Annotated in this window: 21 protein-coding genes; 15 read left to right on the top strand and 6 right to left on the bottom strand. The window is 66.6% G+C overall.

Translation table 11 applies throughout. From position 1 onward, the window contains the following. Nucleotides 1-9 precede the first annotated feature (9 nt). From rlmN to moeB, 7 genes are all read left to right on the top strand, one after another. Nucleotides 10-1,146, top strand: coding sequence for a dual-specificity RNA methyltransferase RlmN (gene rlmN, locus ACNR9O_RS10430; RefSeq protein WP_473680818.1), 1,137 nt, complete (start codon nt 10-12; stop codon nt 1,144-1,146). Further along, nucleotides 1,136-1,939 carry a type IV pilus biogenesis/stability protein PilW gene (gene pilW / locus ACNR9O_RS10425; RefSeq protein ID WP_473680820.1) on the top strand — a complete coding sequence of 268 codons (804 nt, stop codon included), beginning with the start codon at nt 1,136-1,138 and terminating at the stop codon, nt 1,937-1,939. The genes rlmN and pilW overlap by 11 nt, the downstream gene beginning before the upstream one ends. Before the next feature lie 5 nt (nt 1,940-1,944). Next, nucleotides 1,945-2,931, top strand: coding sequence for a RodZ domain-containing protein (locus ACNR9O_RS10420; RefSeq protein WP_473680822.1), 987 nt, complete (start codon nt 1,945-1,947; stop codon nt 2,929-2,931). A 233-nt stretch (nt 2,932-3,164) separates the two neighbouring features. Continuing rightward, entirely contained in the window at nt 3,165-3,815 is a 651-nt protein-coding gene (locus tag ACNR9O_RS10415) for a YfgM family protein (protein ID WP_473680824.1), read from the top strand. Beyond that, nucleotides 3,812-5,023 (top strand): outer membrane protein assembly factor BamB, encoded by a 1,212-nt coding sequence (bamB, locus tag ACNR9O_RS10410; protein ID WP_473700724.1) that lies wholly within the window; start codon nt 3,812-3,814, stop codon nt 5,021-5,023. The genes ACNR9O_RS10415 and bamB overlap by 4 nt, the downstream gene beginning before the upstream one ends. A gap of 24 nt (nt 5,024-5,047) precedes the next feature. Next, the gene (gene der, locus ACNR9O_RS10405) at nt 5,048-6,448 is read left to right on the top strand and encodes a ribosome biogenesis GTPase Der (RefSeq protein ID WP_473680828.1); all 1,401 of its coding nucleotides are present in this window, start codon (nt 5,048-5,050) and stop codon (nt 6,446-6,448) included. A gap of 60 nt (nt 6,449-6,508) precedes the next feature. Continuing rightward, complete coding sequence (gene moeB, locus ACNR9O_RS10400) at nt 6,509-7,675, top strand: molybdopterin-synthase adenylyltransferase MoeB (protein WP_473680830.1); 1,167 nt, start codon at nt 6,509-6,511, stop codon at nt 7,673-7,675. On the opposite strand, the gene ACNR9O_RS10395 is transcribed toward moeB, so the two are convergent. Continuing rightward, nucleotides 7,672-8,241, bottom strand: a complete 570-nt coding sequence (locus tag ACNR9O_RS10395; RefSeq protein WP_473680832.1) for a GNAT family N-acetyltransferase — start codon at nt 8,239-8,241, stop codon at nt 7,672-7,674. The genes moeB and ACNR9O_RS10395 overlap by 4 nt on opposite strands. A gap of 63 nt (nt 8,242-8,304) precedes the next feature. Between ACNR9O_RS10395 and folD the strand changes: the two genes are divergently transcribed. From folD to ACNR9O_RS10375, 4 genes are all read left to right on the top strand, one after another. Beyond that, entirely contained in the window at nt 8,305-9,174 is an 870-nt protein-coding gene (folD, locus tag ACNR9O_RS10390) for a bifunctional methylenetetrahydrofolate dehydrogenase/methenyltetrahydrofolate cyclohydrolase FolD (RefSeq protein WP_473680834.1), read from the top strand. A 117-nt stretch (nt 9,175-9,291) separates the two neighbouring features. After that, entirely contained in the window at nt 9,292-10,749 is a 1,458-nt protein-coding gene (guaB, locus tag ACNR9O_RS10385) for an IMP dehydrogenase (RefSeq protein ID WP_473680836.1), read from the top strand. 129 nt (nt 10,750-10,878) lie between these two features. Beyond that, nucleotides 10,879-12,459, top strand: a complete 1,581-nt coding sequence (guaA, locus tag ACNR9O_RS10380) for a glutamine-hydrolyzing GMP synthase (RefSeq protein ID WP_473680838.1) — start codon at nt 10,879-10,881, stop codon at nt 12,457-12,459. A 60-nt stretch (nt 12,460-12,519) separates the two neighbouring features. Continuing rightward, nucleotides 12,520-12,636, top strand: coding sequence for a DUF3363 domain-containing protein (locus ACNR9O_RS10375; protein ID WP_473680840.1), 117 nt, complete (start codon nt 12,520-12,522; stop codon nt 12,634-12,636). 305 nt (nt 12,637-12,941) lie between these two features. Here the strand turns inward: ACNR9O_RS10375 and ACNR9O_RS10370 are convergent, their stop codons facing one another. After that, on the bottom strand, nt 12,942-13,841 hold the full coding sequence (locus ACNR9O_RS10370; protein WP_473680842.1) for a LysR family transcriptional regulator: 900 nt from the start codon (nt 13,839-13,841) through the stop codon (nt 12,942-12,944). A 76-nt stretch (nt 13,842-13,917) separates the two neighbouring features. On the opposite strand from ACNR9O_RS10370, the gene ACNR9O_RS10365 reads away from it, so the two are divergent. The 4 genes from ACNR9O_RS10365 (at nt 13,918) to tadA (ending at nt 16,540) form a co-directional block, all read left to right on the top strand. Further along, the gene (locus tag ACNR9O_RS10365) at nt 13,918-14,709 is read left to right on the top strand and encodes a DODA-type extradiol aromatic ring-opening family dioxygenase (protein WP_473680844.1); all 792 of its coding nucleotides are present in this window, start codon (nt 13,918-13,920) and stop codon (nt 14,707-14,709) included. Nucleotides 14,710-14,738: 29 nt separating this feature from the next. Beyond that, nucleotides 14,739-15,356 (top strand): FMN-dependent NADH-azoreductase, encoded by a 618-nt coding sequence (locus ACNR9O_RS10360; RefSeq protein ID WP_473680846.1) that lies wholly within the window; start codon nt 14,739-14,741, stop codon nt 15,354-15,356. 139 nt (nt 15,357-15,495) lie between these two features. Next, nucleotides 15,496-15,954: a DUF4304 domain-containing protein gene (locus ACNR9O_RS10355; protein ID WP_473680848.1), complete on the top strand. Its 459-nt coding sequence runs from the start codon at nt 15,496-15,498 to the stop codon at nt 15,952-15,954. A gap of 103 nt (nt 15,955-16,057) precedes the next feature. After that, complete coding sequence (gene tadA / locus ACNR9O_RS10350) at nt 16,058-16,540, top strand: tRNA adenosine(34) deaminase TadA (RefSeq protein ID WP_473680850.1); 483 nt, start codon at nt 16,058-16,060, stop codon at nt 16,538-16,540. Nucleotides 16,541-16,544: 4 nt separating this feature from the next. Here the strand turns inward: tadA and ACNR9O_RS10345 are convergent, their stop codons facing one another. From ACNR9O_RS10345 to ACNR9O_RS10330, 4 genes are all read right to left on the bottom strand, one after another. Continuing rightward, nucleotides 16,545-17,456 (bottom strand): CHAD domain-containing protein, encoded by a 912-nt coding sequence (locus ACNR9O_RS10345; protein ID WP_473680852.1) that lies wholly within the window; start codon nt 17,454-17,456, stop codon nt 16,545-16,547. A gap of 167 nt (nt 17,457-17,623) precedes the next feature. Beyond that, nucleotides 17,624-18,472, bottom strand: a complete 849-nt coding sequence (locus tag ACNR9O_RS10340; protein WP_473680854.1) for an NAD-dependent protein deacetylase — start codon at nt 18,470-18,472, stop codon at nt 17,624-17,626. Further along, nucleotides 18,469-19,236: an HAD family hydrolase gene (locus ACNR9O_RS10335; protein WP_473680856.1), complete on the bottom strand. Its 768-nt coding sequence runs from the start codon at nt 19,234-19,236 to the stop codon at nt 18,469-18,471. Before ACNR9O_RS10335 ends, ACNR9O_RS10340 begins: the two co-directional genes overlap by 4 nt. A 148-nt stretch (nt 19,237-19,384) precedes the next feature. Continuing rightward, on the bottom strand, nt 19,385-19,882 hold the full coding sequence (locus ACNR9O_RS10330) for a hemerythrin domain-containing protein (RefSeq protein ID WP_473680858.1): 498 nt from the start codon (nt 19,880-19,882) through the stop codon (nt 19,385-19,387). Nucleotides 19,883-19,954: the final 72 nt, after the last annotated feature.

The raw sequence follows: 19,954 nt of genomic DNA, 5'->3' as shown, positions 1-19,954 counted from the left end.
TCGAAGACGATGAACCAGGCCGTTTCCACTCCATCCACCGAGAAGGTCAACCTGCTCGATTTCGATCGCCAGGGCTTGCGTGATTTCTTCGCGCAGCTGGGCGAGAAGCCGTATCGCGCCGAGCAGGTGATGAAGTGGATCTACCACCGCCTGGAAGACGACTTCGAGAACATGACGGACGTGGGCAAGGCGCTTCGGACCAAGCTCGAAGCGTCTTGCTACATCGGTCCGCCGAAAACCCTGTTCGACAAGGGTGCCACCGACGGTACTCACAAGTGGCTGCTGGGCATGGACGGCGGCAATGCGGTGGAGGCGGTGTACATCCCCGAGCCCACGCGCGGCACGCTGTGCGTATCCTCCCAGGTGGGCTGCGGCCTCAATTGCCAGTTCTGCTCCACCGCGACGCAGGGCTTCAACCGCAACCTGTCCACCTCCGAGATCATCGGCCAGATGTGGGTGGCGGCAAAATATCTCGGCAATGTCACGCACCAGAACCGCCGCATCACCAACGTGGTGATGATGGGCATGGGCGAGCCGCTGCTGAACTTCGACAATGTCGTCGCCGCCATGAGCCTGATGCGCGATGACCTCGGTTTCGGCCTGGCCTCCAAGCGCGTGACGCTGTCCACGGCTGGCATGGTGCCGATGATCGACAAGCTGTCCGAGGCTATCGACGTCTCGCTGGCCGTGTCGCTGCATGCGGCCAATGACGAGCTGCGCACCGAGCTGGTGCCGCTCAACAAGCGCTACCCGATCGCCGAGCTGGTGGCCGCCTGCCAGCGTTGGCTGGCGCGCAAGCCGCGCACGTCGATTACCTTCGAATACACCTTGATGAAGGGCGTCAACGACCAGCCCGAGCACGCGCGCCAGCTGATCAAGCTCATGCGCAAGCTGCCCAATTGCAAGGTCAACCTGATCCCCTTCAACCCATTCCCCGGCACGCGCTTCGAGCGCTCCGACGCGGAAACGATTCGCGCCTTCCAGACCCAGCTGCTCAACGCGAACATCCTGACGATGCTGCGCCGCACCCGCGGTGACGACATCGATGCCGCGTGCGGTCAGCTCAAGGGGCAGGTGCTGGATCGCACGCGCCGCCAGGCCGAGTTCCGCAAACGTCTGGAAGAGGGTGCGAGTCATGCGGCTTGAGCGGATTCTCCTGGCGGCATGCCTCGCCGTCTCCCTGACCGCCTGCGTGACCACCGGCGGCACGGGGAATGGCGCCGGCAACCAGGAGCAGGGCCCGAACCGTCGTGTCAGCCGCGCCGAGAATGCCCAGGAAGGCGCCCGCGTGCATACCGAGCTGGCCCAGTCGTACATGCAGAACGGCGATCTGCAAGGTGCGCTGACCAAGCTCAACAAGGCACTGCAGTTCGATCCGGACTACATTCCCGCGCATACCGTGATGGCGGTGCTCTACGAGCGCATCAACAATCTCGGCGAGGCGGAAAAGCACTACCGCAAGGCGGTGGCGCTGGATCCATCCAAGGGCGATGCAAACAACAACCTTGGCGCGTTCCTGTGCAAGACGGGACGCTCAGCCGAGGCCGTGCAGTATTTCCAGAAAGCCGTGGCCGATCCGTTCTATCAGACGCCGGCCCTGGCCTGGACCAATGCCGGCCGCTGCCTTGAAGGCAGCGGCGATCTCGCCGGCGCGGAGGACGACTTCCGCAAGGCGCTCGCGCTCGATCCGCAGAACGTGGACGCGTTGCTGCAGACTGCGACACTGCTCTACAAACAGAACGACGCTTTCCGTGCGAGGGCTTTCCTGCAGCGCTACGACGCGCTGGGGCAGCCTTCGCCGGACGGCCTGAAGCTCGGCCACGACATTGAACTCCGCCTGGGCAACAGGGATGCTGCCCGCAATTACAGCAGGCGATTGCAGAGCCAGTTCCCGGATTCGGAGCAGGCTCGCGCCATCGATTCAACCGCAAGCCAATGACATCCATGCAGTCACAGCCGGCCGGTCACGATACCGGGGAGAAGGGCCTGCTCGACGCGAAGGTGCAGGAAGCCGTCGCGCTGCCGGAGAATTTTGGTGCGCGCCTGCGCGCCGCACGCGAGGCACGCGGCCTGGACGTTGAAAGCTGCGGACAGGCCTTGCGCCTGCCGGTGCGCGTCCTGCGCCAGCTCGAAAGCGGCGAGTACGCGGGCATCGACTACCAGGTTTACCTGGCTGGCTACCTCAGCAAGTACGGTCGCCATCTCGGCGTCGACGAGGCTGCGATCCAGGCCGAAGTGAGCCGCCTGAAGCCCGCCCAGCCGACGCTGGTCGCGACCGGCGGCATTTCCCATTCGCGCTACCTGCTCGAGCGTTACGCCCGCGCGGCCACCTACGTGGTGCTGACCGCGGCGATCGTGGTGCCGACCATCTGGCTGGGCGTGCGCGGCACGCTCGATCGTGACGTCAGCCACCTCGCGCCGCTGGACGCCAAGCCGGTCGCGCAGGCCGACCTGCCGCAGCCGGCGACCAGCGCGCCGAATGCGCCGGCTACCGGACCAGCGGCAGTGTCCTCTCCGCAGCCGCAGGTGGCGGACGCGGCCGCCGAACGACAGCAGCAGGAGCAGCAGCCGCTGCTCGCTTCGATGGCACCATTTCCCGCGCTGACCGGCGCGGACAATGTCCAGCCGCCGGCTGCCAAGCCGGAAGCCGTGGGCGATGGCGCGCACAGCCTCTCGCTCAGCCTGCCCAACGCCAGCTGGGTCGAAGTGACCACTCAGGACGGTGCGCGCCTCGAGTACGGGCTGTTGCCCGCCGGCAGCAACAAGACCTACCACAGCGACAAGCCGCTGGTGGTGCGCATCGGCAACGCCGCCGGCGCGCAGGTCGCGGTGGATGGTCAGCCGATCGCTCTGGACGGCTACCGCCGCGCCAACGTCGCACACTTCAAAGTCGACGTGCGTGAAGGCAAGGCCACGCCCAGCGGCGCCTGATTCGGTCTCGGCACCAGCTGCCGTGCGCCTCTAGAGGGGCCTGAGGCGGTGCCTCCGACGGCTGCCGAAAGGCTGTGCGGCGGGGCATCGTCAATCCCGCCGGCCGGTGCGATCGGTTATGCTTGCTCTTTACCCGCTCGGTGTTGGCGCCGGGCTGGGTCGTCCCGGTTCTCTACGCGCCAGGAAGGCCGCCGCGCCTCCGGCGGCATTGTTCCCCCCTGAAGGGTGATTGCATGGCATTTGAAGTCTACGACGACTACGAGCAAGGCGAACGCGTACAGAAATGGCTGCGCCAGAATGGTGTGTCCATCGTGGTCGGTATCGCGATCGGCCTGGTCGGCATCTTCGGCTGGCAGCAGTGGAACAACCACAAGGCCGGCCGTGAGAACGAGGCGTCGCAGCTTTACCTGCAGGTGCAGAATGCCGTTGCCGGTGGCAAGAACGACCAGGCTGACGCGTTGACCGAGCAGTTGTTCAAGGACTTCGCCGAATCCCCCTACGCCGTCTTCGCCGCCGGCGACCGCGCGGTGCGTCAGGCCAATGCCAAGCAGCTGGACAAGGCGCTGGTGTCGCTGAACTGGGCGGAGAACCACGCGGTCAATCCCGAACTGAAGGCCTTGATGCAGCTGCGCGTCGCGCAGGTGCAGCTGGCGCAGGACAAGGCCGCCGACGCGGTCGCGACGCTCGACCGGATGGCGGCGAAAAGCTACGAAGGGCTGAGCCAGGAACTACGCGGCGATGCCCTGGTCAAGCTTGGTCGCCCGGATGACGCGCGCAAGGCCTACGAGGCTGCGAAGGCCGCGCTGGGCGAGGGTGCGCCGCAGAGCGGCGCCTTGCAGTTGAAACTCGACAATCTGGCTGTGGCCGGGAAGCAGGGTGCATGAAAGCTGGTGTGATGAAACGAGCTTTGCTGATCGCGTTGGCATCGACTTTGGTGCTGGCGGGCTGCCATTCCTTCAAGAAGGAAAACGTCCAGCCGCCGACGCCGCTCGATAAGGATTTCAAGCCGACGGCCCAGGTCACCCGCCTGTGGACCAGCAGCATCGGCGACGGCGCCGGCAAGACCGGCCTGCGCCTGCGCCCGGCGTTCGCCGACGGCGTGCTCTACGTGGCCAGCAACGACGGCAAGATCGCCGCGCTCGACGCTGCCAGCGGCAAGACGCTGTGGTCCAAGAGCTCCAGCACCAAGGGATGGTTCGGCTGGGGCGACAAGAAGCGCAAGGACGCTTTTTACGCCGGCGGTCCGGCGGTGTCCGGCGACCTGCTTGCCATCGGCACGCTCGACGGCCATGTCTATGGCATTAATGCCAAGGACGGTTCGCCGCGCTGGGAAGCCACCGTCAGCTCCGAGGTGCTGGCCGCGCCCGCCGTGGTGGGCAACTTGGTCATCGTGCGTACCGGCGACGGCCGCATGTACGGCCTGGACAGCGCCAGCGGCGAGCGTCGCTGGGCCTACGACCAGGGCAATGTGCCGCTGCTCAGCCTGCGCGGCAACGGCCCGCTGCTGGCCGCCAACGGCGTGATCTTCTTCGGCAGCGACAACGGCAAGCTGGTGGCGCTGCGCCTGGATAACGGCGAGAAGCTGTGGGAGCAGTCGCTCGCCAGCGGCGAAGGTCGTACCGAGATCGACCGCCTCAGCGATGCCGACGGCGCCATTCTGCTCGACGGCTCCACGCTGTACGGCGCCGCCTACCACGGCAACCTCGCCGCGGTGGACGGTCCGAGCGGCCGCCCGCTGTGGGCGCGTCCGTTCTCCAGCTTCACCTCGCTGGACGTGTCCGGCAACGCCATCTACGGCGTGAACGACGAATCCCAGGTGTGGGCGTTCGACAAGAGCGGCGGCGCCGACATGTGGAAGAACGACAAGCTCAAGTATCGCTGGCTTACCGGCCCGGCGGTGCAGGGCAACTACGCGGTGGTCGGCGACGTGGAAGGCTACGTGCATTGGCTGCAGACCAGCGATGGTGCGCTGGCCGCGCGTGAGCGCCTGTCCAAGAAGCCGATCCGTGCCCAGCCGCTGGTGGTGGGCGATACCGTGTACGTCGAAGACGTGAAGGGCCGTGTCGGCGCTTACCGTCTCGGCGCGCACTGATCGCTCAAGGAACCATGCGCTCCCATGCTGCCTGTCGTCGCTCTGGTCGGTCGCCCCAACGTCGGTAAATCGACCCTGTTCAACGCGCTGACGCGCAGCCGCGACGCCCTGGTGGCCGACATGCCGGGCGTCACGCGCGATCGCCATTACGGCGTGTGCCGCACCGGCGATCGCCCGTTCGTGGTGGTCGACACCGGTGGTCTTTCCGGTGTCGAAGAGGGGCTCGACGCACTCACCGCGCAACAGGTGCGCCTCGCCATCGACGAAGCGCAGGTCCTGGTATTCGTGGTCGACGCGCGCGATGGCCTGCTGCCGCAGGACCGCGCGATCCTCGATGACCTGCGCCGCAGCGGCAAGCCGATCATCGCGGCGGTCAACAAGACCGACGGCCTGGACCTGCAGAATGCCCTGGCCGAGTTCGCCGTCTTCGGCCTCGCCTCCACGCTGCCGCTGTCGGCCGCACACAACCGCGGCACCGACGAACTGGTACGCCACGTCCTGCCGCTGTTGCCGGAAGACGCGCACGAAGAACTCGCGCCGGAAGACGAAGACGCCATCCGCGTGGCCATCGTCGGCCGGCCCAACGCCGGCAAGTCCACACTGATCAACCGCCTGCTCGGCGAAGATCGCCTGATCGTCTCCAATGTCGCCGGCACCACGCGCGATCCTATCCGCGTGCCGCTGGAGCGGGACGGACGCCGCTACGTGCTGATCGATACCGCCGGCGTGCGCCGCAAGGCGCGCGTCGAAGAAGCCCTCGAGAAGTTCAGCGTGATCAAGACGCTGCAGTCCATGGCCGCCGCCCAGGTGGTGGTGGTCATGGTCGACGCGCGCGAGAACCTGGCCGACCAGGACCTCACCCTGATCGGTCACGCCGTGGATGAGGGCAGGGCACTGGTGATCGCCGTCAACAAGTGGGATGGCATGGACGCCTATCAGCGCGAACAGTGCCAGCGCGCGCTGGAGCGCCGCCTGCAGTTCGTCGACTGGGCCAAGACCGTATTCATCTCCGCGCTGCACGGCTCCGGCCTGCGCGAGCTGATGCGCGCCATCGTGCGCGCGCATATGGCGGCCACCAAGGAACTGGGCTCCTCCGAGCTGACCAAGACGCTGGAGCGCGCCTACGAGAGCTACCAGCCGCCGCTGGTGCGCGGCCACGCGCCGAAGCTGCGCTTCGCCCATCCGGGCGGCAGCAACCCGCCGACCATCGTCATTCACGGCAGCCGCACGAAGCACATCGCACCGGCCTATCGCCGCTATCTGGAAAACTTCTTCCGCAAGCGTTTCCGTCTGGAAGGCACGCCGATCCGCATCGATTTCCGCGATGGCGAGAATCCGTATGCCGGCAAGAAGAACGTGCTCACCGAAGGCCAGATGCGCAAACGCCAGCGCATGATTCGCGAGATGAAGAAGCGCAAGCGCTGAGTCGTCCGGACCGGGCGATTCCTTATCACGCTCCGTTCCGGATCGTCCTAAACTCCCCGCATGACCGAATCCTTCAATCGCGAGAGCTGGCTCGCGCAGTTGCGCCAGCAGGTGCCGGAAATCTCCCCGGCGCAAGCCCTTGCCCGGCAGGCGTCCGGCGCACTCCTGATCGACGTCCGCGAAGACCACGAACGCGCCGACGGCACGCCGGCCGGCGCCTTGGGGCTGTCCCGCGGTTTCCTGGAGCTGCGCATCGAACAGGCCGAAGCCGACCGCGGCCGTCCCATCCTCGCCTTGTGCGGCAGCGGCCAGCGTTCGCTGCTCGCGGCCGAGGCATTGCAACGCATGGGTTATCGCGACGTGTCATCGGTGGCCGGCGGGTTCAACCGCTGGAAAGCGGAAGGCCTGCCCACCGTCACAGGCGCGCTCGACGCCGATGCGGCCGAGCGCTACTCGCGCCAGTTGCGCCTGCCGCAGGTGGGCGAGGCGGGGCAGGCGAAGCTTGGCGCGGCGAAGATCGCGCTGCTCGGCGCCGGCGGCCTCGGTGCGCCGGCGGCGCTTTATCTGGCGGCGGCCGGGGTGGGGCAACTCACCCTGATCGACGACGATCGCGTGGAGCGCTCCAACCTGCATCGCCAGGTGATCCATGCCGATGCGCGCGTGGGGATAGCCAAGACCGAATCCGCGCGGCTGACGCTCAACGCGCTCAACCCGCGCGTGCGCATCGAGACCCGCGACGAGCGCCTGCGCGCGGACAACGTCGAGCGGCTGCTGGCGGGCCACGATCTGGTGATCGATGGTGCGGACAATTTCCCCGCGCGTTACCTCGTCGCCGCCGCCTCCCGCCGCCTCGGGCTGGCCATGGTGTACGGCGCCGTCGAACGCTTTACGGGCCAGGTGAGCGTGTTCGATCCACGCCGCCAGGAGGGGCCCTGTTATCGCTGCCTGTTTCCGGAACCGCCTTCGGCGGCGGAGGCCCCCAATTGCAGCGAAGCGGGTGTGCTCGGCGTGTTGCCCGGCCTGATCGGTCTGCTGCAGGCCACCGAGGCGCTCAAGCTGATCCTTGATCTGGGCGAGCCCCTGGTCGGCCGCCTGCTGCATGTCGACGCGCTGGCCATGCGTTTCCGCGAGACACGCCTGCATCGCGATCCGGCTTGTCCGGGTTGTGGGGATGACGCCGTATTCACCGGCTACGAGGACATCGCGCAACTTTGCGCGGCGGCCTAAGCGAGGTCGGCGGGTATCAGCGCATAGACCGCCGCGTCCCGCGGCATCTCGTCGATCAGCAGTTTCTGGCGCCCGACACCTTCGAAGCGGGCGCCGGCTTTTTCCGCGCAGCGACGGCTGGGCAGGTTGTCCTTGGCCGCAACGATCTCCACCCGCACCAAGCCCAGCGACTGGAAGCCGAAGCGGGCCACCGAAGGCACCGCGCGCGGCGCGATACCCTGGCCCTGGCGCGTCTGGCGTATCCAGTAGCCCAGGTTGGCGCTGCGATGCTGGCGACTGAACTGGTTCAGGCCCACGCCGCCGGCCACGCTGCCGTCGAGGGTGTCGACGATGGCGAAAGCGAACATCTCCTCCAGCTGCCAGCTCGCCTGGGCATGCGCGATCCAGGCCACGCTGTCGTCGCGGCGATAGCCTTCGCGGCACCAGGGCAGCCAGCGGCCGACGCTCTGGGCCGATTCGCCGGCCGCCGCGAACAGCGCGTCCGCATCCTCCGGCAGCCACGGGCGCACCAGCAGCGAACTCGCTGCCAGCGGGAAGGACGGCCAGGGCATCGCGTCTTGAGACATGGGCAGTTTGTGCGTGTCTGAGCGAGCCCGGATAATAGGCCTCTTTGCAGGCGGGCAACGACCATGAGCGCACGGATCATCGACGGCAAACGCATCGCCAAGGAATTGCTCGACCGCATCGGCCGGCGCGTCGCCGACCGCAGGGCGCAAGGCCTGCCCGAGCCGGGTCTGGCGGTGGTGCTGGTCGGCGACGATGCGGCTTCCGCGGTCTATGTGCGCAACAAGCGCGCCGCCTGCAAGCAAGTAGGGTTTCGCTCCTTCGGCTACGACCTTCCGGCCAGCACCTCGCAGGAGGAGCTGTTCGCGCTGATCGATCAGCTCAACGCCGACCCCGCGGTGCACGGCATCCTGGTGCAGTCGCCGTTGCCAGAACACATCGACGAGGATGCGCTGGTCGATCGCATCGATCCGGCCAAGGACGTGGACGGCTTCCAGGCCATCAACATCGGCCGGCTCGCGCTGCGCCGCTTCGGCCTGCGTCCTTGCACGCCGCGCGGCGTGATGACGCTGCTGGGCCACACCGATCGCCCCGTGCGTGGACAGCATGCGGTGGTGGTGGGCGTATCCAACCATGTCGGCCGACCGTTGCTGCTGGAACTGCTGATCGCCGGCTGCACGATTACTGCCTGCCACAAATTCACCAGCGATCTGGAAAACCACATCCGCCAGGCCGACATCGTCATCGTCGCGGTGGGGCGTCCAGGCCTGATCAAGGGCGAGTGGATCAAGCCGGGCGCGGTGGTGATCGACGTGGGCATCAATCGCCTGGACGACGGCCGCCTGGTCGGCGACGTGGAATTTGCCCCGGCTGCCGAACGCGCCAGCTGGATCACCCCCGTACCGGGCGGCGTCGGCCCGATGACCGTGGCCACGCTGCTGGAAAACACGCTGGAGGCGGCGGAAATCGGCGGTGCCACCCACAAGGTGCGTTGAACGCAGGGCTGCGGCGACGCGGTCCGCACCAAGGATGCGACCTTCCGTCCCTCCGCGGCGCTGGCGGCGCCTCGGGCGGATGCGTATAATTCCATCTTTGCAGCGGGACAAAATCGCATGCGCATCCTCGCCGAGGCTCTCACCTACGACGACGTCTATCTCGTTCCGGCCCATTCGGCCGTTCTCCCACGCGACGTCGACACTTCCACGCGGCTGACACGCGACTTGCGCCTCAATATCCCGATCGTGTCCGCCGCCATGGACACCGTTACCGAAGCCCGCCTCGCCATCACCATGGCTCAGCAGGGCGGCATCGGCATCATCCACAAGAACATGACCGCCGAGCAGCAGGCCGCCGAAGTGCGCCTGGTCAAGAAGTTCGAAGCCGGCGTCATCCGCAGCCCGATTACCGTCGGCCCCAATACCTCCATCCGCGAAGTGCTGCAGCTGACCCGCGCCAACAACATTTCCGGCGTGCCGGTGGTGGAGGGCGAGAAGCTGGTCGGCATCGTCACCAGCCGCGATCTGCGCTTCGAGCGCAAGCACGACGATCCGGTGCGCAACATCATGACGCGCCAGGACAAGCTGGTCACCGTGAAGGAAGGCGCCAGTCAGGACGACGTCCTGCAGCTGCTGCATCAGAACCGCATCGAAAAGGTGCTGGTGGTCAACGATGACTTCCAGCTGCGCGGCCTGATCACCGTCAAGGACATCCAGAAAGCCCGCGACAACCCCAACGCCGCCAAGGATCGCCACGAGCGCCTGCTGGTCGGCGCAGCGGTCGGCGTGGGCGGCGACACCGAGCAGCGCGTCGCCGCGCTGGTGGACGCCGGCGTGGACGTGCTGGTGGTCGACACCGCGCACGGCCATTCGCAGGGCGTGATCGAGCGCGCCGCGTGGGTCAAGAAGCACTACCCGCAGGTGCAGGTCATCGCCGGCAATATCGTTACCGGTGAAGCCGCGCGCGCACTGCTGCATGCCGGCGTCGATGCGGTGAAGGTCGGCGTGGGCCCGGGCTCCATCTGCACCACCCGCGTGGTGGCTGGCGTGGGCGTGCCGCAGATCACCGCGATCGACCTCGTCGCCACCGCGTTGAAGGACGAGATCCCGCTGATCGCCGATGGCGGCATCCGCTACTCCGGCGATATCCCCAAGGCGCTCGCCGCCGGTGCGTCCAGCGTGATGCTCGGCTCGATGTTCGCCGGCACCGAGGAATCCCCCGGCGAGGTGGAGCTGTTCCAGGGCCGTTCGTACAAGAGCTACCGCGGCATGGGTTCGCTCGGCGCGATGGCGCTCGGCTCCAAGGATCGCTACTTCCAGGACGAGGCCGACGCGGACAAGCTGGTGCCGGAAGGCATCGAAGGCCGCGTGCCGTACCGCGGTCCGCTGCGCAACATCATCCACCAGCTGATCGGCGGCCTGCGTGCCTCCATGGGCTACCTCGGCGCGGCCTCCATCGAGGACGTGCGCCAGAAGGCGCAGTTCGTGAAAGTGACTTCCGCCGGCGTGACCGAGGCGCACCCGCACGACATCCAGATCACCAAGGAAGCGCCGAACTACCGGCTCAACTCCTGAGGTGATCTCCAGCGCCGGCCCCATGGCCGGCGCTTCGTTTCCAGCCGCCGGCGCCGGGTTTCCGTAGCCGGCGGCGTTTTTCGAAGACAGGCGCGGGCAGGGCCGCCTGCCGCGCATCGGAGCCGGACCGTGACCGACATCCATAGCGACAAGATCCTCATTCTCGATTTCGGCGCGCAGTACACCCAGCTGATCGCCCGCCGCGTGCGCGAGATCGGCGTGTATTGCGAAATCTGGGCCTGGGACCACGACCCGGCGGAGATCGCCGCGTTCGGCGCCAAGGGCATCATCCTTTCCGGCGGCCCCGAATCCACCACGCTGCCCGGTGCGCCCAAGGCGCCGCAGGAAGTGTTCGACGCGGGCCTGCCGATCCTCGGCATCTGCTACGGCATGCAGACGCTGGCCGCGCAGCTGGGCGGCGCTACCGAAGCGGCGGATGCGCGCGAATTCGGTCACGCCGAAGTGGACATCGCCACGTCGAGCCGGCTGTTCGCCGGACTCAGCGATCACGCCGACGCGCATCGCCTGGACGTGTGGATGAGCCACGGCGACCATGTCGCCAAGGCGCCGCCGGGCTTCGCCATCACCGGCACCACCGACCGCATTCCGGTCGCCGTGATGGAGAACGAAGACAAGCGCTGGTACGGCGTGCAGTTCCATCCGGAAGTGACCCATACCAAGCAGGGCACTGCGCTGCTCAAGCGCTTCGTCACCGAGATCTGCGGCTGCCAGACGCTGTGGACCGCGGCCCACATCATCGAAGACCAGATCGCGCGTGTGCGCGCCCAGGTTGGCGACGACCACGTGCTGCTGGGCCTGTCCGGCGGCGTGGATTCCTCGGTGGTGGCGGCGCTCCTGCACCGGGCCATCGGCAAGCAGCTCACCTGCGTGTTCGTCGACACCGGCCTGCTGCGCTGGAAGGAAGGCGACCAGGTGATGGCGACCATGGCCGAGCATATGGGCGTGAAGGTCATCCGCGTCAACGCCGCGGAGCGCTACTTCCAGGCGCTCGAAGGCGTGGCCGATCCGGAAGCCAAGCGCAAGATCATCGGCCGCCTGTTCGTGGAGATCTTCGACGAGGAATCGGCCAAGGTCACCGCCGCCGGCGATGGTCACGTGAAGTGGCTGGCCCAGGGCACCATCTATCCCGACGTGATCGAGTCGGCCGGCAGCAAGACCGGCAAGGCCCACGTCATCAAGAGTCACCACAACGTCGGCGGCCTGCCTGAGCACATGAAGCTCAAGCTGGTCGAACCGCTGCGCGAACTGTTCAAGGACGAAGTGCGCCGCATCGGCGTCGAACTCGGCCTGCCGCGCGAAATGGTCTACCGCCACCCGTTCCCCGGTCCCGGCCTGGGCGTGCGCATCCTGGGCGAAGTGAAGCCCGAATATGCCGAGCTGCTGGCCCGCGCCGACGCCATCTTCATCGAAGAGCTGCGCCGCTGGGACCTCTACGACAAGACCAGCCAGGCCTTCGCCGTCTTCCTCCCGGTGAAATCCGTCGGCGTCGTCGGCGACGCCCGTGCCTACGAATGGGTGATCGCCCTGCGCGCGGTGGAGACTATCGATTTCATGACGGCGCATTGGGCGCACCTGCCGTACGACTTCCTCGGCAAAGTGTCGAACCGGATCATCAACGAACTGCGCGGGGTCTCGCGCGTGGTGTACGACATCAGTGGGAAGCCGCCGGCGACGATCGAGTGGGAGTGAGTCCAGGTTCTTCGAGGACTATCGCCAGCTATCGAAAAACTGCCATAACGTATTGACGGAATGGGGTTCTCACTAGTGCCCTGGAAACCAGCACGAATGGGGCGGCAACTTGCTGCGGTGCGCAGCGGTGGTGTGTCTTGGGAGGTTCGGCGGCAGCGTGGGCTGTCAGTCGGATAGTCGCAAGGCGCGCCCCCTCCATAGGTATCGCCCTGTCGGTTGTTCGCCGTGCTGCGCGTAACTCGGGATAGGGGCGTGCCGAGCGAACAGGTTTTATCAAAACCGACCTGCGCGATAAGAAAAAAAAGAAGGCGATTGAACGAGTCGATGCTCATGCCGCCATGCGCTCGAAGGTCGGCAACGACGCTCATATGCTTGCCTTCGCGCGCCGCTTTTTCCCTGACTTCGTGTTCCAGATGGGCCTGAGGCGGCAATTCCAGGAAAACGGAACCGATTGCAGAACCGCGTCCAAGCCACCCTTGGTTTCAGGGGCGCAGGCGTCGCTTGAGTTCGTCCAGCAGCCAGCGCCCCGCGATGCCTGGCGCGTGATCGCGTCGGTGGGCCGCATAGATCGTCAATCCATCGCGAGGGGTCGGGTCGTTCTCGATCTCGATGCGAACCAGATGTCCTGCGGCGATAGGTTCGCTGACGAGATGGCCTGGCATGCGGCACCATCCAAAGCCTGCCAGAACGAAATCCAGGCGCCTGCCCAAATCGACGAAGCGCCACAGCCTGGCGCTCGCTAGCCCATAGGACGCACCTTCGGGTTCCACCGGGTCCGAGAGCACGAGTTGGGTATGCGGCTCAAGATCGCTTCGCGTAGCGGGTCTCCCAAGTGAGGCCAGGGGATGTCCGGGCGCGACGACCGGGATCATGTTGATGCGTAGCAGCGGATGCGCGACGACGTCCTCGGGCACGGCGGGAAGCAGCAGACAAATAGCGAGCGCGGCGGAGTCATCGCGCAGGCGGCGCAAGGCACCGCCAAGTCCTTCGGTCGTAAAACTGACGGGAAGGTCCGGATAGGTACTGCGCAGCGCGTGCACGCTTTCGATCAACGGCGCGGTCGGCACCAGAGGATCAATCGCAAGCGCAAGTTCGGCCTCCAGTCCCGCCCGGTTGCTGGCCGCCACCGCCTCGAAACGCGTTGCGCTGGCCAGGACCAGACGCGCCTGCTCGACCAACACTCGCCCTACATCCGTGAGTCGTGGCCGATGCCCGCTTCGGTCGAACAGCTGAACGCCTTGCAATGCCTCGAGGGTCGCCACCGCCTGGCTGATGGCCGATTGCGCGCGACGAAGCTTGCGGGCTGCAGCCGAAAAGCTGCCCACGTCCGCAATCGTCACCAGCACGCGCAGGTGATCCAGGCTGAGGCTGCCGAGCGCCATGTATCATATAAACCGATAGAAAGTATAAAAATTATATCTCTTCCTATGAAGATTTGCCGCCCCCAGACTCTGCGGCATGCAGCCCACGTACTTCATCAACCACGGCGGTGGTCCGTGCTTCTTTCTGGAGCCCGGCCCGATGCGCGCCGCCTGGAGCGCACTGGAAACCTATCTGAGGAATTTCGCCGGCTGCCTGGCGGACCGCCCGTCCTCCATCCTCATCGTCTCGGGACATTGGGAGAAAGCGTGCCCGACCGTGAATGCAGGCGCCGCACCGTCGCTGCTTTTCGACTACAGCGGGTTCCCCGACTACACGTATCGACTGACCTGGCCAGCGCCCGGCGCACCTGAGCTTGCCACCCGCGTCCGCGAACTGCTTGGTGCCGCTGGGATGGCGAGCGCGGTGGACGACCGGCGCGGCTGGGATCACGGCGTGTTCGTCCCGATGAAGGTGATGTTTCCCGCCGCGGACATTCCCGTCCTGCAGCTCTCGATGCAGCACGGGCTGGACCCCGCCGCGCACATTGCCATGGGCCGCGCCTTGAAGCCGCTGCGCAGCGAGGGCGTGCTCATCGTCGGCAGCGGGCAGAGCTACCACAACATGCGCGGCTTTTCCGGCCATGGTCGCCTGGACCCTGGCGCAGAAGCCTTCGATGCCTGGCTGCGCGCGGCGATGGTGGATGGCGCAACCCGCGATCAGGCACTGATCCATTGGGAACAAGCTCCGGGTGCGCGCCATGCCCAGCCGCACGAAGACCACTTGCTTCCGCTGATGGTGGCCGCCGGGGCGGCGTTCGGTGAACCAGGGCATATCGACTTTCATGGCCAGGCACTAGGAAAGCCTATTTCGGGCTTTCGCTTCGGCTGACTTCTTCCCTGACACTCAAAGAGAAACCCATGACCAAATTGCTCGTTGTTGAAACCAGTCCGCGCGGTGATGCCTCGATCTCGCGCAACATGGCGCGCCGTTTCGCCGCACAATGGCAGGCCGCGCATCCCGGCGGCGAGATCGTCGCGCGCGATCTCGCGAAAACGGAACTGACCTTCGTCACGGCGCCGTGGCTACAGGCCTACTTCACGCCACCCACGCAGCAGTCGCCGGCGATGAAGGAAGCGCTGCGCCTGTCCGATGAACTGGTCGCCGAGCTGCTGGCCGTCGACGATATCGTCATCGCCACGCCGGTCTACAACTACAACGTCCCGGCGGCGCTGAAGGCGTGGATCGACCACATCGTGCGCAAGGGCGTGACACTGGGGTTCGACGGAAAGGGATTGGTTACCGGCAAGAAGGCGACGGTGCTATTGGCGTCGGGCGGCGTGTACACCGAAGGCTCGCCCATCCGCGATCGCGACATCGCAACCCAGTACCTGAAACTGATCCTCAACGTAATCGGTATCACGGACCTGACGATTGTCACGGGTGACGGGGCCAAGGCCGTCGATCTGGGCGAAGAGACGATGGATGGCTTCGTTGGGAAGCTCGATCCCGATCTCAAGGATGCCGCCGCCGCGTGACATCTTCGTACCGCCATGCTCGGCCGGCGGCTTGCTGCTGAAGCCACCCGGGGCGATACAGGGATAGTCCGGTGCGGGAGCCTTGCCGGCCCGCGAGCGACACGCTTCAATGCCCTGCGCCATGGCAACCGAGTGGATCATGGAAACCTTCGACGGCAAGCAAACCTTTCAGGCGCTCATCAAGGAGCATGTCGCTCCATGGATGAAGGCCAACGCTTTCGAGCAGAAAGGTGTTCAGACCTTTCGACGCTTCGTCGGAGAAACCATCCAATACCTGTCGTTCCAGGCTTGGCGCGGCAGCGATACGCGCGGCTATGATTTCACGATGAACCTGATGCTGGTGGCGCAGACGCCGGCCAACACCAGCGAAGAAGGGCGCAAGGACTGGTATCCCGACGAAGGCATTCTCATGGTCGAGCGGACCGGCCGGCTGACCCACGGCCGGGACAAGTGGTATTCGCTGGAAGCGGGGAATGCGCCAGCCCTCGCCGCCGAGCTGATGAACGACCTTTCCGCCAAAGTCATGCCCGCATTGGACCGTCTCACCAGCGTGAACGCCGCGCTGGAGTTCAAGCGTCTCGTCGCCGGCGGAAAATAGCGGCGTGCCGCGCCACGGGCTGATGCCGGGCGACCCGAGAGAGGCAGGGCTGCTGCGAGGCCGTACAATGCTGCCCCTTCGCGCCCGTCCACCATCGCCGCTCATGTCCGACGCATCACCCCAGTCCCTCTTCACCGACCAGGACGAGCGCTACATGCGCCACGCCCTGCAATTGGCTGCTCACGCGCGCGATGCGGAGAACGAAGTGCCGGTCGGCGCGGTGCTGGTGCTCAACGACGAGATCGTCGGCCTGGGCTGGAATCGCAACATCACGCTCAACGACCCCACCGCGCACGCGGAGATCCAGGCGTTGCGCGCGGCAGGCGAAAAGGTGGGCAATTACCGGCTGACCGGGGCGACGCTGTACGTGACGCTGGAGCCTTGCGCGATGTGTTCGATGGCGCTGGTGCACGCGCGGGTGGGGCGGGTGGTGTATGGCGCCACGGACCCGAAGACCGGTGCCGCCGGCAGCGTGTTCGATACGCTGGTCTCCGAGCGCCACAACCATCGCATCCAGGTCGATGGCGGGCTGCTGGCCGAGGAATCTTCGGCGATGCTGCGCGAGTTCTTCCGCTCGCGCCGCTAAGCGCTCAGGGGCGCCAGTGGTGCCCGAGTTTCCACAGGTGGTCCAGCGACTTCTCCGCTTTCTCCGCGGCGTCGGCGGCGGTGTGCCTGGCCCAGCGGCGGAGCGCCTTGAGTTGCGCGTTGCCCTTGGCTTCGGGCAGCAGCTCCTTGCACAGGGCGCGCGCGGTGAGCCGATCGTGCGCTTCGCCCAGGTGCGTCTGCACCTCGGCCAGGCGGTCGAGCCAGGCCTGGCTGGCCTCGCGGGGAAACAGGGGCTGGAACAGCTCGAGGGTGTAGCGGAGTTTCTTGGTCGCGGTGCGGGCGCGATGCAGCCGCTCGCGGCTCTCGTGCATGCGGGCGGCGCGTTTTCGCAGCTGCCGGACGCGGGTATCGATCAGGTCGGCGGCGGCGTCGCGCAGGGCATCGTCGGTCACGCCGCGATGGGCATCGGCCCAGGCGTGAAACGTGTGCGTGGGCATGGTCAGGCGGGCCTTCTTCAGGCCATCGACCGTCTCGCGGTGAAGTTGCACGCGCTTGGCGTTCAGCGCGTGCAGCAGCTCCTGGTCCACCCGGTCGCCGTGCTCACCGCAACTGACGAAGGCAGGCAGCGTCTCGTCCAGCAGGATATCCAGGTCGCGCGCCCCCCCGGTGGCGTTGCGGAACTGCTTGAGCTGGTCGAGCAGGCCATCCGGGGCTTCGCCGGGCAGGGCGGAGGTGACGCGGTCCAGCGTGGCGGTGATGCGGCGCAGGTTGACGCGCCAGGCGTGCAGGGCCTTGGACTCGTAGCCGCGCAGCAGGGTGGCGCGGGCCTTGCCGGCCTTGGTCAAGTAGCCGTCGTAGGTAGCGCAGAGCGAGGCGATGGCGCTGGGCGGACGGGGGGCTTTGGGCGGTCGGGTACCGGGAACGGACTGGCCTTGCGGGTGGGGCATCGCACTCATGGCTCGACTCGACCGCTGCGGAGAAGGACGCGGGTTTCACCCGCCATTTCTAGCGGAGGCGCGGCCTGCGCCTCTTGATGCAGGTCAACATGAACGAGCCGGACGCGGTAAAGGCCGCGCCGGAGCTGACTACTCTGCTACAAAATTCGCCAATGCGCGAGCCGGATTCAGGCGAGCGCCGCCAGGACCTCGGCCACCGGACGCTCGATCTTCAGGCTGAACAGCCCATCGGCCCGGGTGCGTCCCATGTTCACGGCGGCGATCGGCTTGCCGGCCTTGGCCGCTGCGTTCACAAAGCGGAAGCCGGAAAACACCATCAGCGAGGAACCGGCCACCAGCACCGCGTCGGACGCCTCCAGCGCCTGCACGGCGGCGCTTACCCGCTCGCGCGGTACCCCTTCGCCGAAAAACACCACATCCGGTTTCAGCAGGCCGCCGCACAGGGGGCAGGCCGGCACCTCGAAGCGCGAGAAATCGTAGCCTTCCAGGTCGGCGTCGCCGTCGGGGGCATCGCCGGCATCGAGCGATGCCCACGCGGGGTTGCGCTCTTCCAGCACCGCCTGGAAGGCCGAACGCTGCACCAGATGCCCCTGCGCCATGCAGCGCACCCGGTCCAGCCGGCCGTGCAAGTCGATCACCTTGTGGCTGCCGGCGGCCTCGTGCAGGCCGTCGACGTTCTGGGTCAGCAGTACTTCCACGCGGCCGGCGGCTTCCAGCCGGGCCAGCGCGGCATGCGCCGCATTGGGATGGGCGCGCGAGAAGCGGCGCCAGCCGACCAGGCTGCGCGCCCAGTAGCGCCGGCGCGTCTGGTCGTCGCCCATGAAGGCCTGGTAGGTCACCGGCTGCGGCCGTTTCCAGTCGCCCTGGTTGTCGCGGTAATCGGGGATGCCCGAATCCGTGCTGACGCCGGCGCCGGTCAGCACGAACAGCCGCGGATGCGCCGCCACGAAATCGCGCAGCCTGGCCTGATCCTGCGCCAGGCCGGCGTCGCGATCGGGCAGGGCATCGGCGTTCATGCCGCGGTCCGCAGGCCCAGTTCGGCCAACGCGGCGGGAATGCCGCTGGCGTCCTTCACCTGCGCCACGCGCGGCGAAGCCGCGGCGAAATCGGTATCGGCCTCGTGCGCCCAGGTCACGTGGTAGGGCATGTACACACCCCAGCCGCCCAGCTGCACCACCGGCGCGATATCCGAACGCAGGGAATTGCCGACCATGGCGAAACGCTCCGCCTTCACGCCGAACTCCTCCAGCAGGCGGCCGTACGAGCGCTCGTCCTTCTCCGACACGATCTCGATGCGATGGAACAGATCGGCCAGCCCGCAGGCAGCCACCTTCTGTTCCTGGTGGAACAGGTCGCCCTTGGTGATGAGCACGATGCGATGCGTGGACGCGACCGCTTCGACCGCCTCGCGGATGCCCGGCAGCAGCTGCACCGGATGGCTGAGCACCGCCTTGCCGATGCCGATGATGCGATGCAGGTCGGCCGCGCTGATGCGCGAGCCGGTGACCTCGATCGCCGCTTCCAGCAGCGACAGCGTCATGCCCTTGGCGCCATAGCCGAACAGCTTGATGTTGCGCCGTTCCACGGCGAGCAGGCGGTCGTGCAGGCTCAGCTTGGCCTGGTCGACGTAGCGGCTGACGATCTGTTCGAACTCGGCATGCGCTTCCTGGTAATAGCCTTCGCTATGCCAGAGGGTGTCGTCGCCGTCGAAGCCTGCCCATTCGATCACGTGTCTTTCGCTCGCTGCCTGGAAGAGCTGCGAACGATAGCGCGTCGCCATGACCGGGGGTAGGTTCCCGACTTCGGCGTTCCTGCGCCGGGCCAGCCGGGTTGGGGGGAGCGCTCGTCGCCCCGTCGCGGGCGCTCCACGGTGCGCCGTGGCGGATGCGCTCCCGGCTCCCCCCAACCCGCCTGGTCCGGCGTGCGGCTCAGGCGTGCTTGCGCAGCGGCACGGCGTCCTTCAGCAGCGCGTCCTTGTGCTTGAGCAGCTCCTGCTTGCGCTCATGCATGCGTTCGCCCAGTGCCTTCAGCTGATCCTGGTCCAGCAGCGCCTTGGCGTGCTTGAACATGTCTTTTTCCTCTTCATCGACGTGATGCAGCACCAGCTCTTTCAGCACCTTGGCGCGGCCGGAAAACGTCTCGCCGGCCGGATCCGTGGCCAACAGGTCCGGCAGCACCAGCTCGCCCGCGGCGCGGTGTTCTTCCAGCGCCTCGAAGTAGATCTTGGCCTCGTCCTTGCCGCCGGCCTCCTTGAAGGCCGGATAGAAGATTTCTTCTTCGATGGTGGTATGTGCCTTGAGCAGGGCGCCGATCTTCTCGACCAGTTCCTGGCGGGTCTTCACCCCGCGCGGCGTGGTCTCGGACAGTTCTTCGAGCAGGCCGCGAATGGTGCGGTGGTCGGCGACGAGCAGGTCGATGGCATTCATCGGCGGATCTCCTGGCTGAGGATGGGGACGAGCGCCGATTGATCGCGCGATCGCGGTGAACGCCGCGTCGGA

The sequence above is a fragment of the Dyella sp. CR10 genome, assembly GCF_055814425.1.
The sequence above is the reverse complement of the archived record's forward strand: the minus strand, read 5'-3'. Positions and strand labels throughout refer to the sequence as shown.

What these genes read in the sequence shown, in the direction of transcription:
- ACNR9O_RS10355 (WP_473680848.1), top strand. Translation starts at nt 15,496, where the DNA reads ATGGAAACCTTCGACGGCAAGCAAACCTTTCAGGCGCTCATCAAGGAG.
- ACNR9O_RS10345 (WP_473680852.1), bottom strand. Translation starts at nt 17,456, where the DNA reads ATGAGTGCGATGCCCCACCCGCAAGGCCAGTCCGTTCCCGGTACCCGA.
- ACNR9O_RS10415 (WP_473680824.1), top strand. Translation starts at nt 3,165, where the DNA reads ATGGCATTTGAAGTCTACGACGACTACGAGCAAGGCGAACGCGTACAG.
- ACNR9O_RS10365 (WP_473680844.1), top strand. Translation starts at nt 13,918, where the DNA reads ATGCAGCCCACGTACTTCATCAACCACGGCGGTGGTCCGTGCTTCTTT.
- der (WP_473680828.1), top strand. Translation starts at nt 5,048, where the DNA reads ATGCTGCCTGTCGTCGCTCTGGTCGGTCGCCCCAACGTCGGTAAATCG.
- tadA (WP_473680850.1), top strand. Translation starts at nt 16,058, where the DNA reads ATGTCCGACGCATCACCCCAGTCCCTCTTCACCGACCAGGACGAGCGC.
- ACNR9O_RS10330 (WP_473680858.1), bottom strand. Translation starts at nt 19,882, where the DNA reads ATGAATGCCATCGACCTGCTCGTCGCCGACCACCGCACCATTCGCGGC.
- ACNR9O_RS10340 (WP_473680854.1), bottom strand. Translation starts at nt 18,472, where the DNA reads ATGAACGCCGATGCCCTGCCCGATCGCGACGCCGGCCTGGCGCAGGAT.
- ACNR9O_RS10335 (WP_473680856.1), bottom strand. Translation starts at nt 19,236, where the DNA reads ATGGCGACGCGCTATCGTTCGCAGCTCTTCCAGGCAGCGAGCGAAAGA.
- guaB (WP_473680836.1), top strand. Translation starts at nt 9,292, where the DNA reads ATGCGCATCCTCGCCGAGGCTCTCACCTACGACGACGTCTATCTCGTT.
- ACNR9O_RS10375 (WP_473680840.1), top strand. Translation starts at nt 12,520, where the DNA reads ATGGGGTTCTCACTAGTGCCCTGGAAACCAGCACGAATGGGGCGGCAA.
- moeB (WP_473680830.1), top strand. Translation starts at nt 6,509, where the DNA reads ATGACCGAATCCTTCAATCGCGAGAGCTGGCTCGCGCAGTTGCGCCAG.
- folD (WP_473680834.1), top strand. Translation starts at nt 8,305, where the DNA reads ATGAGCGCACGGATCATCGACGGCAAACGCATCGCCAAGGAATTGCTC.
- ACNR9O_RS10360 (WP_473680846.1), top strand. Translation starts at nt 14,739, where the DNA reads ATGACCAAATTGCTCGTTGTTGAAACCAGTCCGCGCGGTGATGCCTCG.
- ACNR9O_RS10420 (WP_473680822.1), top strand. Translation starts at nt 1,945, where the DNA reads ATGCAGTCACAGCCGGCCGGTCACGATACCGGGGAGAAGGGCCTGCTC.
- pilW (WP_473680820.1), top strand. Translation starts at nt 1,136, where the DNA reads ATGCGGCTTGAGCGGATTCTCCTGGCGGCATGCCTCGCCGTCTCCCTG.
- ACNR9O_RS10370 (WP_473680842.1), bottom strand. Translation starts at nt 13,841, where the DNA reads ATGGCGCTCGGCAGCCTCAGCCTGGATCACCTGCGCGTGCTGGTGACG.
- bamB (WP_473700724.1), top strand. Translation starts at nt 3,812, where the DNA reads ATGAAAGCTGGTGTGATGAAACGAGCTTTGCTGATCGCGTTGGCATCG.
- ACNR9O_RS10395 (WP_473680832.1), bottom strand. Translation starts at nt 8,241, where the DNA reads ATGTCTCAAGACGCGATGCCCTGGCCGTCCTTCCCGCTGGCAGCGAGT.
- rlmN (WP_473680818.1), top strand. Translation starts at nt 10, where the DNA reads ATGAACCAGGCCGTTTCCACTCCATCCACCGAGAAGGTCAACCTGCTC.